The sequence below is a fragment of the Paenibacillus sp. J2L1-98 genome (assembly GCF_056269405.1).
Map to the genome: position 1 here is coordinate 32,491 of NZ_JBWDNW010000031.1, position 16,061 is coordinate 48,551.

Here is a 16,061-nt window from a genome sequence, read left to right on the forward strand (position 1 = left end):
TTATACAAGCCTAAGGCAGCAAATTCTCATTTCGCTGTGAAGTATAAGATGTGTAGAGAGCTCAAATTTACGCATTCTTATACTCAACAAAAGTACATATTCAGCGAAACAGAGACATCCTGCATTGATTTATAACAAAAACTATATTAAAATGATTATTGAGAATCAATGAGAATCACTCTATAATTATTTAGGCTAATCTATATAGATGTGATGAACGACTTAAACCAACCTTGGAGGGATCAGCATATTATGGCAACGCATTTTGTCATCGATGGCCTGAAAGCGGCAATTGAGGGAAAAGAGATTTTAAAAGGAATTAACCTTGAAATTAAAGGTGGAGAAATTCACGCGATCATGGGCCCGAACGGTACCGGTAAATCGACACTGGCATCCGCTTTGATGGGACATCCTAAATATGAAGTAACGGAAGGCACAGCAGTACTCGACGGCGAGGACATTCTAGAAATGGGCGTAGACGAGCGCGCGCTTGCTGGTTTGTTTCTGGCTATGCAATATCCAAGCGAGATTCCAGGCGTAACAAACTCCGACTTCTTGCGCAGCGCGCTTAACGCTCGCCGCGGCGAAGGCAACGAAATTTCCCTCATTAAGTTTATCCGTCAAATGGAGAGCAAGATGAAGGATCTTGAAATGAATCCTGAGTTTGCGCACCGTTATTTGAATGAAGGCTTCTCCGGCGGCGAGAAAAAACGTAATGAAATTTTGCAAATGATGCTGCTTGATCCAAAAATCGTTGTTTTGGACGAAATCGATTCGGGTCTCGACATCGATGCGCTCCGCATCGTATCGCAAGGCGTAAACGCTATGCGTTCCGAAGATCGCGGTTTCCTTATTATCACTCACTATCAACGTTTGCTTAACTACATCACTCCGGATTTCGTTCACGTTATGATGCAAGGCCGCATCGTTAAATCCGGCGGTCCTGAGCTTGCAGAGCGTTTGGAAAACGAAGGTTATGACTGGGTAAAAGAAGAACTTGGCATCGTAGATGAAACGGTCGGCCAGGCTTAAGCGGAGAAGGGGGCATAACGGATGAGTACACAACTATCGACGCAGGCCAACCGTCAAGCTGCTGAAGCGCTGGCACGCAGCAAAGGCGAACCGGACTGGCTCGTTGAATTGCGCGGAGAAGCGGCTGACCTTGCCGGAACACTCGGCTGGCCAAAGCCAGAGAAGGTTCGTATTGAACGGTGGAATCTGACTGCAGTAGGGAACTACGAGCAGCCGACAACGGTTGGAGCAATCGGCGATCTGCCAGCGGTCGTTCGCGAATTGGTTACAGAAGGAACGGAGAATTTGCTTGTACAACGTAATTCCGGCATCATTTGGAATCAGTTTTCAAGCGAATATGCAAGTAAAGGCGTAATTTTTACAGATATGGAGACAGCTTGCAAGCAGCATGGCGAGCTTGTCCAGAACTATTTGTTCAAAGCTGTAGCGAAGGACGAGGACAAGCTGACGGCCCTTCATGCAGCAATCTGGAACGGCGGAGTTTTCGTCTACGTTCCAAAAAATGTTGAAGTAGAGCTTCCGCTGCAAGCTATTTTCTACAATGATGATGCAGAAGCGACGTTTGCTCCGCATATCCTTATCGTTGCGGACAATAATAGCCGTGTGACATATGTGGATTGCGTCGTATCGGAACCGGGCGCAGGCAATGGTCCGTTCGTACATCCATCCATCGTTGAAGTATTCGTGAAGCCGGGCGCTCACGTGCGTTTCAGCTCTATACATCATATGGCTGAAACGGGCGTCGATATGTCGATCCGCCGCGCAATTATTGAAAACGACGGCCAAATGGAATGGATTATCGGCGATCTGAATGACGGAAATACGTTGTCCGACACGAAATCGATTCTGAAGGGATCGGGCTCCACATCGGATACGAAGGTTATCAGCGTAGGCAAAAACACGCAGCAAAACAGCTTGACAACACAAGCTGTGCATTTTGGCAAAAGCTCGGACAGCAACATGGTAACCCGTGCCGTAATGAAGGATTCAGCTTCGGCGATTATTAACGGTATTACAAAAATCGAACATGGCGCAACGAAAGCAAACGGCGTACAAACCGAAAAGGTGCTCATGCTGAGCCCTAAGGCGCGCGGCGACGCCAATCCGATTTTGCTTATAGATGAAGACGATGTAACTGCCGGTCATGCGGCAAGCGTAGGGCAAGTTAACCCGGAGCAGGTTTATTACCTGATGTCACGCGGTATATCTAAGCAGGACGCTGAACGTTTAATTATTTACGGCTTTTTGGCTCCGGTCGTATCGGAAATTCCGGTCGAGGCGGTACGCGGGCAGCTTCAGCGTTTGCTCGAAAGGAAGCTAGAGGGATGAACATAAATGCGATACGGGAGCAGTTCCCGATATTGCATCAAGATATAAACGGGCATCCGCTTGTTTATCTGGACAGCGCGGCATCTTCGCAGAAGCCGCGCTCCGTCATTGATGCGGTTAATCGGTACTATGAGCTGGATAACGCGAACGTTCATCGCGGTGTGCATACACTTGGTTCCAGGGCGACTGATGCCTATGAGGGAGCGCGCGAGAAGGTAGCGAAATTGCTAAATGCAGGTGCGCCGGAGCAAATTATATTTACGCGCGGCACAACGACGGCGCTCAATCTGGTTGCATCGAGTTATGCACGCTCGAATTGCGGAGAAGGCGACGAGATCGTCATCACGCCAATGGAGCATCACAGTAATTTGATCCCTTGGCAGCAAGCGGCAAAAGCGACAGGCGCAACCTTGAAATATATTCCGATGCAGCCGGACGGCACGATTTCTCTTGAAGATATTGAGAAGACGATTACGCCGCAAACGAAGGTGGTTTCTGTCACCTATGTCTCAAACGTTCTCGGTCTCATTAATCCCATCAAAGAAATTACGCAAATTGCTCACCGCAACGGCGCAATCATGGTTGTTGACGGCGCGCAAAGCACGCCGCATATGAAAATCGATCTGCAGGATTTGGACGTTGATTTTTATGCTTTTTCCGGTCATAAAATGTGTGGTCCTACAGGCATCGGCGCATTATACGGCAAGAAATCACTGCTTAACAAGATGGAGCCGATCGAGTATGGCGGCGAGATGATCGATTTTGTTGATCTTTATGAGTCCACGTGGAAAGAGATTCCTTATCGCTTCGAGGGCGGCACTCCTATTATTGCGGGCGCTGTTGGACTTGGGGCGGCGATTGACTTTTTGCAAGAAATCGGACTTGATGAAATTGATCGGCATGAGAGACAATTGGCAGCCTATGCATACGAGAAGCTGTCATCGCTTGATGGCATTACCTTGTACGGTCCAAAGCAAAATCGTGTTGGTCTCGTAACCTTCAATTTGGAGGACGTTCATCCGCATGATGTAGCAACCGTTCTTGATTCCAAAGGCATCGCGATCCGGGCAGGTCATCATTGCTGCCAGCCGCTTATGCGATGGCTGAATGTATCGGCAACGGCAAGAGCAAGCTTTTATTTGTATAATACTGAAGATGACATTGACCGCTTAGCCGATGCGTTACTACAAACAAAGGAGTTCTTCGGTCATGCAATTGGATGATTTATATCGCAGAGTCATTATGGATCATTATAAAAACCCGCGGAATCGCGGCACCATGAATGAAGAGTCGGTGACGATCAATCTTAATAATCCGACCTGTGGCGACCGTATTTCACTTCAGCTTCAAGTTGTTGAGGGCAAAGTTACCGATGCGAAATTCAGCGGTGAAGGCTGCTCAATCAGCATGAGCTCTGCATCGATGATGACAGAGGCGGTTAAAGGAAAAACATTTGATGAGGCGCTGGCTATGGCTGAGAAATTTTCAGCTTTAATGAAAGGCGATCCCGTCGAATTTGATGAATACGAGGAATTGGATGCACTTTCGGGCGTGAACAAATTTCCTGCAAGAATTAAATGTGCGACTCTAGCGTGGAACGCCTTGCGCAAAGGGATCGAGCAGCAGCAAGAATCACATTAAACCAGATTTATGAGGAGCGTGAATGACCATGGCTAAATCAATGCCGGAAATGGAAGATTATAAGTATGGTTTCCGTGACGAGCACAAAGCCGTTTTCGAATCAGGCAAAGGATTAACGGAAGAAGTCGTGCGTACGATTTCGGAAATTAAAAACGAGCCGCAGTGGATGCTTGATTTCCGCTTGAAGTCGCTTGAGCAGTTTTTCAAAATGCCAATGCCTAAATGGGGCGGCAATATGGATGAGCTTGATTTTGAGGATATCCAATATTATGTGCGTGCGTCCGACAAGCAAGGTAAGACGTGGGAAGAGGTTCCTTCCGAAATTAAAGAAACGTTCGACAAGCTGGGTATTCCAGAAGCTGAGCAAAAGTTTCTTGCCGGCGTATCGGCTCAATACGAGTCCGAGGTCGTTTACCACAGCATGCAGGAGGACCTGGAGAAGCAAGGCGTTATCTTTACGGATACCGATACAGCGCTTCGCGAGTACCCTGAGCTTATGAAAGAATATTTCGGGACCATTATCCCTCCTAACGACAATAAATTTGCAGCTTTGAACAGTGCGGTATGGTCGGGCGGAAGCTTCATCTATGTGCCTAAGGGCGTGAAATGCGAAGTTCCGCTGCAAGCCTATTTCCGTATCAACTCCGAGAACATGGGTCAATTCGAGCGTACGCTTATCATCGCTGACGAAGACAGCTCCGTTCACTATGTTGAAGGCTGTACGGCACCGGTATACAGCACAAACTCGCTGCACAGCGCGGTAGTTGAGATTTTGGCTAAGAAAAATGCGCGCGTTCGTTACACGACGATTCAAAACTGGGCACCGAACATTTACAACCTCGTTACAAAACGTGCGGTTGCGGATGAGAACGCAACGATGGAGTGGGTAGACGGAAACATCGGCTCCAAGCTGACGATGAAGTACCCGGCAGTCGTATTGCGCGGCCGCGGCGCGAAAGGTATGGTATTGTCGATTGCCGTTGCCGGTAAAGGCCAGCATCAGGATGCAGGCGCGAAAATGACACATCTAGCTCCTGACACTAGCTCGACGATCATTTCGAAGTCGATCAGTAAACACGGCGGTAAAGTAACGTACCGCGGACTTACATCCTTCGGACGTAACTCCGACGGCGCGAAATCGAACGTGAAATGTGATACGCTCATCCTCGATAATGAATCGACTTCGGATACGATTCCTTACAACGAGATTTTTAATGACAACATCACGCTTGAGCATGAAGCAACGGTATCCAAGGTTTCCGAGGATCAGTTGTTCTACCTGATGAGCCGTGGTCTTAGCGAAGCGGAAGCAACGCAAATGATCGTTATGGGCTTTATCGAACCGTTCACGAAAGAGCTGCCGATGGAATACGCGGTAGAGATGAACCGTTTGATCAAATTTGAGATGGAAGGCTCCATCGGTTAATACGAACAGCAGCAAGGCCTTGTATGCAGCGAGTAATATCGCTGCATACAAGGCCTTTTTTTTCACAGCCAGATCAGAAAAAATAACCCTCAGCAGCGATCGAGGATCGGTACGGAGGGTTCAGACTGGTGCTGGTTATAGATAGACATGCCGGATTTCGTAATCGCGCTCAATGGACATGTCGATGAATTGGGAGTCAATTTGGATGAGCGGACGGAAAAATTCGGTTGGATGCGTCATAATAATAATTCCAATCCCGCCATTTACAAGTTCGACCCGTTTGCCAATGAAATTAGGGATCATATGCTTGATAAACGTCTGAGTCGTGAAAGGATCAAGCTCCTTGAAGCTTAGACGGTATAATTCCTTCAATACAAACAGCAAGTCGCGTTTCTGCTGATAAACCCGCTCTGAGATCATCGCACTGTAAATATCCGCTACAGATATGATTTTGGAGAAAGGATGGATTTCATCGCCGGTAAGACCGTAAGGATATCCCGAACCGTTATTTCGTTCATGGTGCTGAAGCGCCCCAATTGCAATGAACGGATCATCGAATGAGTTTGAAATAATTTCATGCCCGTAAAGGGTATGCTTCTTAACTTCCTCGTATTCATCTTCGGTAAGCTTACCGGGCTTGTTTATGATACTCTCATGGATGCGGCATTTACCGATATCGTGGAGAAAACCGGCTTTGCCAATATGTACGGCTTCTTCACTGGAATATCCGACCCAGGTGGCGAGATAATAGGAGAGCATGCCTACCTGTACGGAATGCTGATAGGTGTACTCGTCATTTGTGTTGAGCAAAAGGAGCATCGATACGACATCGCGTTCCAGTTGTAGATTGTTCAACAAAGGCTGAATCATGGAAGTTACTTCTTCCTCGTCCACTTTTCCTTGATGAAGAGCTTTGGTAAACAATCCCTCGATGTTTTTGACAGCGTTTTCGTATATGGGCTGCACGGTAGGGAGCCATTTTGGATTTACTGTAGTTTCAAGCGTCGGGGCTTTATTATCTTCGTTAACTCGTTCGTCGATATCAACATAATCAATTTGATGCTGAAATAATCTTGATATTTCTTGGCTGTAGACGATTGTTCCTTTGGAGAGTACATGAAGCCCGAAATTGTTAAACGTATCATGGCTTAATCGGTCTCCGTTGATTAAATCTGAAACATGAACCCTCATCAAGACACCTCAATTGATTGTAGTCACTAATATAACTACAATAGTAGCAATGAATGATTGGATTGGCAATAAGAGGATATTAGAAAAGAGACTAATTACCTAATATTTTAGCATAAATCGATCTTGCTTTTGTTAATTGATCCGTATTTTGTATGATATCGTGACTATCGCTGAATAGGTCAAAGGTCAAGGTGAATTGAACGGGAAGTCTGGAATGATTGCATCGGTCGGCCTGAAACAGTGTGCGTTGCAGCACCTTCCAGCAGCCGGAGAGCAGAGCAGTTTGATTGCCGCTGCAGCTTGTACGAAGCTGACAACGTCTGCGATGGGTGAGATGACGCCAGCGCGCGGCACCCGGGAAGCAGCAGCTGCCCTTTCTTCCCAACCGGTGCGAAACGGATTTGTCCAGCATAGCGAGCTGGGCTAGAAGGGTCTGACGCTGACTGCCGGCTATCAGTTTTAAAATTCGGTTAACTGCTCGGTCGGGTTCCACGGCCCAAGTTGATGCCCTTTCCACTCCGAGCCGTCCTCCCAAATTTCTTTCTTCCATATGGGCACGATTTGTTTAAGCCGTTCGATGGCATATCTGCTTGCCTCGTAGCAGCGGTCCCGGTGCGGCGAGGATACCGCAATAACGACACTTGTCTCGGCAAGACCTACTACGCCAATCCGGTGGCTGATGGCACATAAGGCGCCTTGCCAGCGCTCGGCGATTTCATCACCAATTTGCCGCATTGTCGCAACAGCCATTGGCGCATAGGCTTCATATTCCAGCCTCACCGTACGCTGTCCATGCGTCCATTCGCGCGTTGTCCCGACGAAAGCGATCGCTGCCCCGTTCTCTGGTACGATTACCTTTGCAAGCACATCATCTGAACAAATGACATCGGAAGTAACGATATAGCGCTCGAAAGGCTCTTTGACTGGCTGAGCCTGCTCCTCTCCGCCTGATACAGGAGGAAGCAGAGCAAGCTCATCTGAAGCGTGCAAAATCGCATCATCGGCCGCATAAGCATGGTTGCGAGCGATGAATGATATTTGGATTAACGATTGATGCTCCGGATATTCGGCTGAAATAACTGCTTTTAGCTCGGAAACGCTCATTTGTCCGGTATCGGCTCGAAGATTTATGGAAGAAACACCCAGACGTTCGGGCAATCCGGCAAAAAGTTTAATAGACCAATTACATGTCATGGTATAAAACCTCTCATCATTTAGGCTTAAAGCTGTTTATAGAATATCATAAATCGCAAAAAAATGTTATGCTGATACATAGACAGAAGGGAGTGGGACTCATGCCGACGTTGATGGATCGTTTTGGTCGGGTACACGATTACTTGCGAATCTCAGTAACGGATCGTTGTAATTTACGATGCTTGTACTGCATGCCTGAAGAAGGAATGGAGTTCACAGAATCTGAAAATTTATTATCCTATGATCAAATCGTGGAGGTTGTTGAAGCGGGTGCTGCGCTTGGCATTACGAAGCTGCGCATTACGGGCGGCGAGCCGCTGATACGTCCAAACTTAGACGGTTTAATTAGCCGATTATCTGCCATTCCTGGCATTCGAGATATAGCATTAACGACAAACGGTATTTTTCTGGCCAAGCAAGCCGAGGCGCTTCGTGCAGCTGGATTGAACCGCGTTAATATCAGCTTAGATACGTTAGATTCCGCCAGATTCCGTTTTATCGCGCGGCGCGGCGAATTAAAGCGGGTGATGGAAGGGATCGAGGCGGCTGCGGCCGTAGGTTTCGATCCGATTAAGCTGAATTGCGTGCTGCTGAAGGAAGTTAATGAAGACGAAATTGCCGCCTTTCTTAAGCTGGCTTACGAGCAGCCGATGCATGTCAGGTTTATTGAATATATGCCGATCGGTCATGCCGATGAAAACTGGAAAAAGCATTATTTACCGCTCTCGCGAGTATTGGAGGTGGCAGAGCAAGAGGGTTACGATATTGCCCGCGGCCCTAACGTACACGGTAACGGCCCTTCCGACGACTGGCAAATGAAGGGCGGACGCGGCTCCTTCGGGCTTATTCACCCGATTAGCGACCACTTCTGCAGCAATTGCAACAGGCTGCGCTTAACCGCGGATGGCTCGATTAAGCCTTGCCTATATTGGGTGGATGAATTGAATGTTAAGGATGCCTTCGGCCATCCGGAAGAAATGCAGCGCTTGCTGCTAAAAGCGATGGATATTAAGCCGGAAAATCATGAAATGGCGGCAAAGCTGGCGGATGGTGCGCAATCTCACGTGCCTACGGAGCGGCGCATGTCGCAAATTGGGGGTTAACGATTACCTATGCAAGAAATTAAGATAGAGCATTTTGAGCTGGGCTTGTCCGTGACAAGTCCAGCCGAGATGGCGAAGCTGGCTGGATCCAGCTTCCCTATAGACGATAGAGTGCCTGAGACGGCAGGAGAGGCATTTGATTGGCATAACTGGTATTCGGCATGGCTTCAGCATGTCGGCAAGACAGAGGCGGCCATAACGCCCTCATACCTGATCGTAGAGGCAGCGGATACTTTCGAGGCCTCTATTCCATGGGAGCAACTTGAGCAGGCAGCCGTATTGTACCAGCTTAATGGCGAGCCCTTATCGAAAACGGGGCCGATTCGCCTCTATGTGCCTAACGGAAGCAGCAAATGCTTAAACGTAAAGAGCATCGTCAAGCTAAAGATTGGGTACAATGCAGCTAGTGAGCAAGAAGAGGCGACATATGGGTTTAAGAATACATTTTCTGCTGATGATTTGCGTAAGAACAAATAGAGTGTTTATTCGGCGCTGAGAAGAAGCAATGAGGAGGCGTGCATGAATTTGACTGACACCTTTCGTACACGAGTAGTGCTCCTTCATAGCAACGATATACATAGTCGTCTGGAGCATGCCGCTAAAATAGCCTCTTTCATCGCAGAGGAGCGGCGGACCTACGGCAGCGATCTTGTGCTTGCCGTAGACTGTGGCGATCATATGGATCGGATGCGGGTAGAAACGGAAGGCAGCGACGGAATCGTAAATGTAGAACTATTGAATGATGCAGGCTATGAAGTCATTACGCTCGGCAATAATGAAGGACTTACTTATTCCTTTCGAACGATAGCGGATGCATACGTTAATCGCGCAAATTTCGCGGTTGTGTGCGCCAATATGCATGATTCCGCAACAGGGGAGCTGCCCGAGTGGATGCTCCCAAGCACTATTATTGATAAAAATGGACTGCGGATCGGGATCATCGGCGTTACGGCGGCCTTCTCGGAATTTTATTCGCTGCTTGGCTGGCGGGTTACGGATCCCTTTGAAGCGGTACAAGCGCAGGCAGCTCAGCTGCGAGATTATGTCGATGTATTGATCGTCATGTCGCACCTTGGCCTATCTTCGGATCGTCTGATGGCCGAGAAGCTGGAGGGTATCGATCTCATCCTGGGGGCGCACACCCATCATTTGCTGGAGGAGCCGATTGTTATCGGCAGCACGACAATTTGCGCAGCCGGAAAATTCGGCGAGTACATCGGGCGTGTAGAGATCGGGATTGATCCGATTTCTGCACGCCCTGTGTTCCGCGCTGTTTGCGTCCCTACGGCCGCAATGGCGGAGCATCCTGGGGCTGCCGCCATAATCGACAGCTATCGCGAGGCGGGACAGCGGCGTCTGAGCCGGATCATCGCCCGGCTCGCTGCGCCGCTGCCCGCCAGAGCCGAGCGGGAATCGCCGCTGGGCAACCTGCTGGCCGCTGGCCTGCGCCGCTGGACCGATGCTGAGATCGGCATCGTCAACACGGGTCAGCTGCTCGGCGGCCTCCCGCAGGGAAACGTGACAGCCGGCGAATTGCACGCCCTCTGTCCGTCGCCGATCAATCCGTGCCTGATGACCATTTCCGGCACCGATATAAGGACAGCGCTGGAGCAAGCGCTGCTGCCTGAATTCATTCACAAGCCGATTAAAGGCTACGGCTTTCGCGGTGAAGTGCTCGGTACTCTTGCGGTTGACGGCTTGTCCGTTTCCTATGACGCATCAAGGCCTCCGATGAGCAGGCTCATCGCGGTATCCGTCAACGGAGCCCCGCTTGAAGATGAACGGCTGTATAAGCTTGGCACGATCGATATGTTCAGCTTCAAAGCGGGTTATGAGTCGTTAGCGAACGCGGTTCAATTAAAGTTTTATTTGCCGGAATTTATTCGGGACGTCATCGCTGCTCAGCTCCAAAGTGCGTCAGCTCTTATCGAATGCCGTCAATTGCGATGGCATAATGAGTCGATATAACGAAGAATATGTATTTTCTCGACGATTATTGTCGAAAAAAATAGTATAAAATGGTTGCGATTTCCTCATTTTTCCCGTACATTAACATTACGAACGGCTTTTTCCGATGTAATTGTTAATACATCTTTTTATGGGAAGGATCGAGAAAATGCGTTTGTTGCCAATAGCGGGATGCAGGCCGGGTATGAAGCTGGCCAAAAAAATATTTTCTCAGGAGGGCCTCGTCCTTCTTGGCGAAAACATAGAGCTTACGGAACGTCTTATTTCTCGTTTGGAGCAGTGCGGGATTCAATATGTTTATATAGCAGATCCGAGAACAGACGATATTGTCCGGCCTTCCTTAATAAGCGAAGAAACGACGCAGGCCGCTCTCAAAGAAATACGAACCAGTTTCCGCGGGATGATGGATCGCCCGAAGCGTAAGAAGGGAGTTACCTATCCTTATATCGCTCAACCATTTAAGCAAATGATGAATATGATCATCGATGATCTGTCCAATCATCAGGATGCGATGATCATGCTGATGGACATGAGCTCCGTCGATTATTATTTGTACCAGCATTCCTTGAACGTCTGCGTCTACACGACGCTGCTCGGCATGTCGAACGGCTACTCGAGAGAGGAACTGACAACGCTCGGCATGGGTGCGCTTCTGCATGATATCGGCAAAACGCAAATTGCGACCGATGTGCTGAGGAAGCCCGGCTCTCTCACGAAAGAGGAATACGAAGCGATGAAGCAGCATGCCAGAATCGGCTACGAGCTGCTGAAGGATGAGCCTAACCTGCCGCTGCTGGTAGCTCACTGCGCATTCCAGCATCATGAGCGAATTGACGGAAGCGGCTATCCGCGCGGTATTAAAGGCAATGAGATTCATGATTATGCCAAGTGGATCGGTCTAGTGGATTCGTACGACGCGATGACGACAAACCGTGTCTATAGCGCGCCAATACTGCCGCATCATGCGATTGAGCGGCTGTATGCAGGGACAGGAACGCTGTATGAGCAAAAGATGCTTCAGCTGTTCCGCGACAAGGTAGCTATTTATCCAATCGGGATAACGGTTAAGCTGCATACGGGAGAATCGGGTATTGTAGCGGACCTAAATCACTCCTATCCGCATAGGCCGATTATCCGCATCTTGTACAATGAAGCGGGCGAGGCGCTTAAATCGCCTTATGAAATTGACTTGTCGAAGCACCTTACGACGATGATCGTCAGCGTGAATGAAGACTCTAATGAAGTGCAGCATGCAGCGGGCATTTAACAAATGTTAAGCTTGGGAGCCGATGAGGCTCCTTTTTGCTCTTTTTTTGTCGATTTATTTGCTTACTTTGCAGCCGCGCATTACAATAAATAAAGAATGTTTCATTCCAGATAATAAGTCAGGTGCTGAAAAAAATGAATACAATAGATTTGCAACAAACTAGAAGGCCGTTATCCGAATTATCGAAGGCGAATGATCCGTGGGATCCGATTCGTTCGCTGCAGAAATATGGAAGACATCGTCTGACAAGCGTGGAAATGACTGTTTCCAACCAGTGCAATATGCGTTGCGAGCATTGCGCGGTTGGGGACACACTCGTAATAGCCGAACCTGCCAAGCTGCCGCTTAAGCAGATGCTGGACCGACTGGATGAAGTGGAGCATCTCGAGACGATCAGCATAACAGGGGGGGAGCCCTCCTTCTCCGATCGAACGGTGCGCGACTATATGGTACCGCTGCTTCAATACGCCCGCAGCCGGGGCATTCGCTCGCAAATTAATTCGAACGTGACACTCCCTTATAGCCGTTATGAGCAGCTGGCCCCGTATCTCGACGTCATGCATATTTCGTTTAACTATACGTCGCCGGAAGATTTTCACCAAATCGGATTTGCGAAAGCAGGACATCATGTGTCCCTTGAAGCGGCGACCAAGCTTTACGAGAGAATGATCGAGAATGCGCGTCGCTTAAGCGAAACTGGCGTACTTGTTTCTGCGGAGTCCATGATCAATTACAGAACGCATGACAAGATCGATGAGATTCATAAGCTGATCGTTGAAATGGGCTGTCTGCGGCATGAGGTGCATCCGATGTATCCAAGCTCCTTCGCGAAGGATTTGCCGGTGCTCTCGCGGGAACAAATGCTTGAGGCTATCAATCGTTTGCTTCAGGCAAGAGACAAATCGGTATGGATGCTGTTCGGAACATTGCCCTTCTACCAATGCAGCGATAATCTATCCGAGCGTATGCTGCTAAGAAGATTAACGAATGAGCCGAATGTGTCGGTTCGAAATGATCCTGACGGCCGCAACCGGTTAAACGTTAATTTGTTTACAGGTGACGTTTTTGTAACGGATTTTTCGGACGTACCGGCTTTCGGCAACATCAGTTCGTCTAAGCTGGAGGATTTATTCGATAAATGGCTGGACCATTCTCTCGCGCAAAGCGTGAATTGCCATTGCCCGGCCGCGGCATGCTGCGGACCGAACCTGCTGGTAAAAGATATGTACTACAAGGACGTTAATTTCCATGAGCGGAACGCGATGCTTGATTAGTGTGACGGTAAGCGGTAGGTTCAGGCTTAATAGCGGAATAAAGCGCATATAAACTATTAGAGAGGAGGAGAAGCTGTTGTCTATCAAGACAATCATCTTTATCGCATTAGGATTACTGCTGCTCTACTTGTTTTTTACGGTCGGGGCCCCATTCCTGCTTGCGCTTGTTGTAGCTATATCTCTAGAGCCGCTTAACCAGCTTTTCATGAAGAAGTTCCAAATGAATCGGCTAATGGCGGCCACCATATCAAGCAGCCTCTTCACAATTATTCTTATTGGCTTAATCGCCTTGCTTGGCGTCAAAGTTGTGGCTGAGCTGATCGCCTTCTTCAAAAAAGTGCCGAACTACTTCGAAAATGCCAATAACTTGGTTGACGATCTTATGCTTCAGGCGCAATCGCTATATCAAAATTTCCCGCCCGATGCGATTCAAACGCTGGAAAATTGGTTAATGGGTCTAACGAGCGCGCTGACTAAAATGGTGGGCACCTTATCGAACACGGTCATTACCCTCGCCTCAAGCATTCCAGGGATGTTCATCTTCTTTATCGTCTTTTTGGTAGCGGTCTACATGATGAACTTTAGCCTGAATACGATGAAGACTACCGTATTGTCATTGTTTGAGGAGAAGTCGCAGCCGCAGGTCAATGATTTGCTGAACAATCTCAAGAAATCGATTTTCGGCTTTTTGCGTTCGCAATTCATTTTGAGTGCCCTTACATATATCATTTCTTTAATTGGCCTGCTGGTGCTTAACGTGAAATATCCGCTGGCGATCGCGCTGCTTATTATTATCGTTGATATTATGCCGATTCTTGGAACAGGCTCTGTGCTAGTACCGTGGGGAGGCTATTTGATGCTTACAGGTAACTTATATGTGGGCGTCGGGCTTATCGTGCTGTTTCTCGTCATTACCGTATTCCGTCGCATCGTTGAGCCGAAAATTCTCGGCGATTCCGTTGGTATCGGCTCTTTGTCAGCACTCATAAGCTTATATGTAGGCTTCAAGCTGGTTGGCGTAATAGGTGTATTCATCGGGCCGCTGGTCGTTATTATATATATGGCGGCACGTAAGGCCGGATTATTCCAGATGAAATTCAAGCTGTAAGCTTGCAAGGCCGTGTCAAAGTCATTTCCCTTCGCGTATGATACTGCAAAATAGCAGATCATGTAGGAGGCATCCGAGTAGATGGCACCAATCAAAATGGCGATTGTGACGCCGGGCTCTTTCCCGATTCCATCATCAGGAAGCAGCTCCGTAGAGCGTGTAATAGAGAAGTTTGCTCCGCTGCTGAAACCTTACGCAGAACCGCGTATTTTCGGAAAATTAAGTAAGCGGCTGCCCCGTCGGGGATCGTTTAACGGTGTATTCTGCGAACGGTTTCCAACCGGCAGCATAGAGCGATATATTCAGAATGTAGGACAGGCGGTGCGGCAGTTTTCTCCTCACGTCATTGACGTCGAGAATCGCCCGCAATTTGTGCTGACGATGAAGCGAATGAACCCAGGCAAACGTGTCTGGCTTTATTTGCATTCATCAACTTTTATATCCCCCAAGTATATATCGCCCGCCCATCTCCATAAGTGCCTGCAGGCAGCGGATAAAATCATTGTAAATAGCGAGTTTCTTAGGCGGATCATTATGTCTAAAGCGCCAGAGGTTGCGTCTAATCTGCGAGTGATTTATCCTGGGGTCGAAATCGCTCGATTCCCGTCGCAGTATTCCGCTGAAGGTGCAGCAAAAAGGGAGAAGCTGCGTAAAAAAAGGGGCTTGAGCGGCAAAAAGGTAGTGCTGTTCATGGGACGGCTCATCCCGCTTAAGGGCGTTCACCATTTGCTGAAAATCGTGCCGCAGCTTGCCAAAAGCAATCCCAATCTTGTCGTCGTAATCGTAGGCAGCCCGTTTTACGGTTCGCATCGCAAAACAGCCTATGTCCGCAAGCTCGAAAAGCTGGGACGCAAAAGCCCGGGCCATGTTCGTTTTGTGCCTTATGTGCCGCATACCGAGGTGCCGGGCTGGATGCTCGTTGCTGACGTAGCGGTCGTTCCGTCCGGGCAGCGCGAGGCGTTTGGCCTCGTTAATGTGGAGGCGATGTCCTGCGGCGTACCTGTTGTAGCGACGCGAGCAGGCGGAATGAAGGAAATTATCCGTAACGGCATAACCGGCTATTTGGTTAATCCGGCTAAGGTTGAATCGGAGCTGAAGGAAAAGCTGGATTTGCTTCTGCGTGATAAGCAGCTGCGGCAGAAGCTCGGCAGGAATAGCCGCGAGCGGGTCGAGCAGACGTTCACATGGCGGCATACGGCAGATCGTTGGGTGAAGCTGATGAAGGAAAGCGGTCTTTAGCGGGACCTGTTTTTCCGGCTGATGGTAATAAAGGGTTGACATCCCTCATCTCTAAACGTTATAGTCAAACAAGGAAATCCACTAGGGGCGCCGTCACGGCTGAGATAAAGCGATTCGCTTTGGTCCCTTTGAACCTGATCTGGGTTATGCCAGCGTAGGAAAGTGGGATTGTGCGTTTATGCAATTGCGCGTGAGAGCTCTGCCGAATTCAGCTGAAACGTCAGCTGAAATAAGCATGACTTTTGAAGCCTCATCTATCCGGAGGGAAACCCCGGCCAGATGACATGCG

15 protein-coding genes and 1 riboswitch are annotated in these 16,061 nt (G+C 48.7%); of the genes, 13 read left to right on the plus strand and 2 right to left on the minus strand.

Going from position 1 to position 16,061, the window contains the following annotated elements; genetic code table 11:
* Positions 1-252 precede the first annotated feature (252 nt).
* From sufC to sufB, 5 genes are read left to right on the plus strand one after another with little or no spacing between them, the layout of a single operon-like run.
* Positions 253-1,032 carry a Fe-S cluster assembly ATPase SufC gene (sufC, locus tag AC0YNZ_RS29075; protein ID WP_110772458.1) on the plus strand — a complete coding sequence of 260 codons (780 nt, stop codon included), beginning with the start codon at positions 253-255 and terminating at the stop codon, positions 1,030-1,032.
* Positions 1,033-1,053: 21 nt separating this feature from the next.
* On the plus strand, positions 1,054-2,361 hold the full coding sequence (gene sufD / locus AC0YNZ_RS29080) for a Fe-S cluster assembly protein SufD (protein WP_475829876.1): 1,308 nt from the start codon (positions 1,054-1,056) through the stop codon (positions 2,359-2,361).
* Entirely contained in the window at positions 2,358-3,584 is a 1,227-nt protein-coding gene (locus tag AC0YNZ_RS29085; RefSeq protein ID WP_475829877.1) for a cysteine desulfurase, read from the plus strand. Before sufD ends, AC0YNZ_RS29085 begins: the two co-directional genes overlap by 4 nt.
* Positions 3,571-4,002, plus strand: coding sequence for a Fe-S cluster assembly sulfur transfer protein SufU (gene sufU / locus AC0YNZ_RS29090; RefSeq protein WP_110772455.1), 432 nt, complete (start codon positions 3,571-3,573; stop codon positions 4,000-4,002). The genes AC0YNZ_RS29085 and sufU overlap by 14 nt, the downstream gene beginning before the upstream one ends.
* Before the next feature lie 28 nt (positions 4,003-4,030).
* Positions 4,031-5,428, plus strand: a complete 1,398-nt coding sequence (gene sufB, locus AC0YNZ_RS29095) for a Fe-S cluster assembly protein SufB (RefSeq protein ID WP_110772454.1) — start codon at positions 4,031-4,033, stop codon at positions 5,426-5,428.
* 135 nt (positions 5,429-5,563) lie between these two features.
* Here the strand turns inward: sufB and AC0YNZ_RS29100 are convergent, their stop codons facing one another.
* Positions 5,564-6,619: an HD domain-containing phosphohydrolase gene (locus AC0YNZ_RS29100; RefSeq protein ID WP_475829878.1), complete on the minus strand. Its 1,056-nt coding sequence runs from the start codon at positions 6,617-6,619 to the stop codon at positions 5,564-5,566.
* A 214-nt stretch (positions 6,620-6,833) separates the two neighbouring features.
* On the opposite strand from AC0YNZ_RS29100, the gene AC0YNZ_RS29105 reads away from it, so the two are divergent.
* Complete coding sequence (locus AC0YNZ_RS29105) at positions 6,834-7,046, plus strand: hypothetical protein (protein WP_475829879.1); 213 nt, start codon at positions 6,834-6,836, stop codon at positions 7,044-7,046.
* Positions 7,047-7,078: 32 nt separating this feature from the next.
* Here AC0YNZ_RS29105 and AC0YNZ_RS29110 read toward each other — a convergent pair whose 3' ends face one another.
* On the minus strand, positions 7,079-7,813 hold the full coding sequence (locus AC0YNZ_RS29110) for a molybdenum cofactor biosynthesis protein (protein WP_475829880.1): 735 nt from the start codon (positions 7,811-7,813) through the stop codon (positions 7,079-7,081).
* A 101-nt stretch (positions 7,814-7,914) separates the two neighbouring features.
* Between AC0YNZ_RS29110 and moaA the strand changes: the two genes are divergently transcribed.
* The 7 genes from moaA (at position 7,915) to AC0YNZ_RS29145 (ending at position 15,772) form a co-directional block, all read left to right on the plus strand.
* Positions 7,915-8,916, plus strand: coding sequence for a GTP 3',8-cyclase MoaA (gene moaA / locus AC0YNZ_RS29115; RefSeq protein WP_475829881.1), 1,002 nt, complete (start codon positions 7,915-7,917; stop codon positions 8,914-8,916).
* Between the two features lie 9 nt (positions 8,917-8,925).
* A complete protein-coding gene (locus AC0YNZ_RS29120; protein ID WP_475829882.1) occupies positions 8,926-9,393 on the plus strand; it encodes a hypothetical protein in 468 nt (155 codons plus the stop codon).
* 42 nt (positions 9,394-9,435) lie between these two features.
* A complete protein-coding gene (locus AC0YNZ_RS29125; protein WP_475829883.1) occupies positions 9,436-10,884 on the plus strand; it encodes a bifunctional metallophosphatase/5'-nucleotidase in 1,449 nt (482 codons plus the stop codon).
* 148 nt (positions 10,885-11,032) lie between these two features.
* A complete protein-coding gene (locus tag AC0YNZ_RS29130; protein ID WP_475829884.1) occupies positions 11,033-12,151 on the plus strand; it encodes an HD-GYP domain-containing protein in 1,119 nt (372 codons plus the stop codon).
* Between the two features lie 134 nt (positions 12,152-12,285).
* Positions 12,286-13,425, plus strand: a complete 1,140-nt coding sequence (gene yfkAB / locus AC0YNZ_RS29135) for a radical SAM/CxCxxxxC motif protein YfkAB (RefSeq protein WP_475829885.1) — start codon at positions 12,286-12,288, stop codon at positions 13,423-13,425.
* Between the two features lie 76 nt (positions 13,426-13,501).
* The gene (gene ytvI, locus AC0YNZ_RS29140) at positions 13,502-14,533 is read left to right on the plus strand and encodes a sporulation integral membrane protein YtvI (RefSeq protein WP_475829886.1); all 1,032 of its coding nucleotides are present in this window, start codon (positions 13,502-13,504) and stop codon (positions 14,531-14,533) included.
* Positions 14,534-14,614: 81 nt separating this feature from the next.
* Complete coding sequence (locus AC0YNZ_RS29145) at positions 14,615-15,772, plus strand: glycosyltransferase family 4 protein (protein ID WP_475829887.1); 1,158 nt, start codon at positions 14,615-14,617, stop codon at positions 15,770-15,772.
* Positions 15,773-15,845: 73 nt separating this feature from the next.
* Positions 15,846-15,950, plus strand: a riboswitch (TPP riboswitch).
* The last annotated feature ends 111 nt before the right edge of the window (positions 15,951-16,061 follow it).

Bases quoted from the DNA above. Each gene is read 5' to 3' on its own strand.
- sufC (WP_110772458.1), top strand. From the start codon at position 253: ATGGCAACGCATTTTGTCATCGATGGCCTGAAAGCGGCAATTGAGGGA.
- AC0YNZ_RS29105 (WP_475829879.1), top strand. From the start codon at position 6,834: ATGATTGCATCGGTCGGCCTGAAACAGTGTGCGTTGCAGCACCTTCCA.
- AC0YNZ_RS29120 (WP_475829882.1), top strand. From the start codon at position 8,926: ATGCAAGAAATTAAGATAGAGCATTTTGAGCTGGGCTTGTCCGTGACA.
- sufU (WP_110772455.1), top strand. From the start codon at position 3,571: ATGCAATTGGATGATTTATATCGCAGAGTCATTATGGATCATTATAAA.
- AC0YNZ_RS29110 (WP_475829880.1), bottom strand. From the start codon at position 7,813: ATGACATGTAATTGGTCTATTAAACTTTTTGCCGGATTGCCCGAACGT.
- AC0YNZ_RS29100 (WP_475829878.1), bottom strand. From the start codon at position 6,619: ATGAGGGTTCATGTTTCAGATTTAATCAACGGAGACCGATTAAGCCAT.
- sufB (WP_110772454.1), top strand. From the start codon at position 4,031: ATGGCTAAATCAATGCCGGAAATGGAAGATTATAAGTATGGTTTCCGT.
- yfkAB (WP_475829885.1), top strand. From the start codon at position 12,286: ATGAATACAATAGATTTGCAACAAACTAGAAGGCCGTTATCCGAATTA.
- moaA (WP_475829881.1), top strand. From the start codon at position 7,915: ATGCCGACGTTGATGGATCGTTTTGGTCGGGTACACGATTACTTGCGA.
- sufD (WP_475829876.1), top strand. From the start codon at position 1,054: ATGAGTACACAACTATCGACGCAGGCCAACCGTCAAGCTGCTGAAGCG.
- AC0YNZ_RS29145 (WP_475829887.1), top strand. From the start codon at position 14,615: ATGGCACCAATCAAAATGGCGATTGTGACGCCGGGCTCTTTCCCGATT.
- AC0YNZ_RS29130 (WP_475829884.1), top strand. From the start codon at position 11,033: ATGCGTTTGTTGCCAATAGCGGGATGCAGGCCGGGTATGAAGCTGGCC.
- AC0YNZ_RS29085 (WP_475829877.1), top strand. From the start codon at position 2,358: ATGAACATAAATGCGATACGGGAGCAGTTCCCGATATTGCATCAAGAT.
- AC0YNZ_RS29125 (WP_475829883.1), top strand. From the start codon at position 9,436: ATGAATTTGACTGACACCTTTCGTACACGAGTAGTGCTCCTTCATAGC.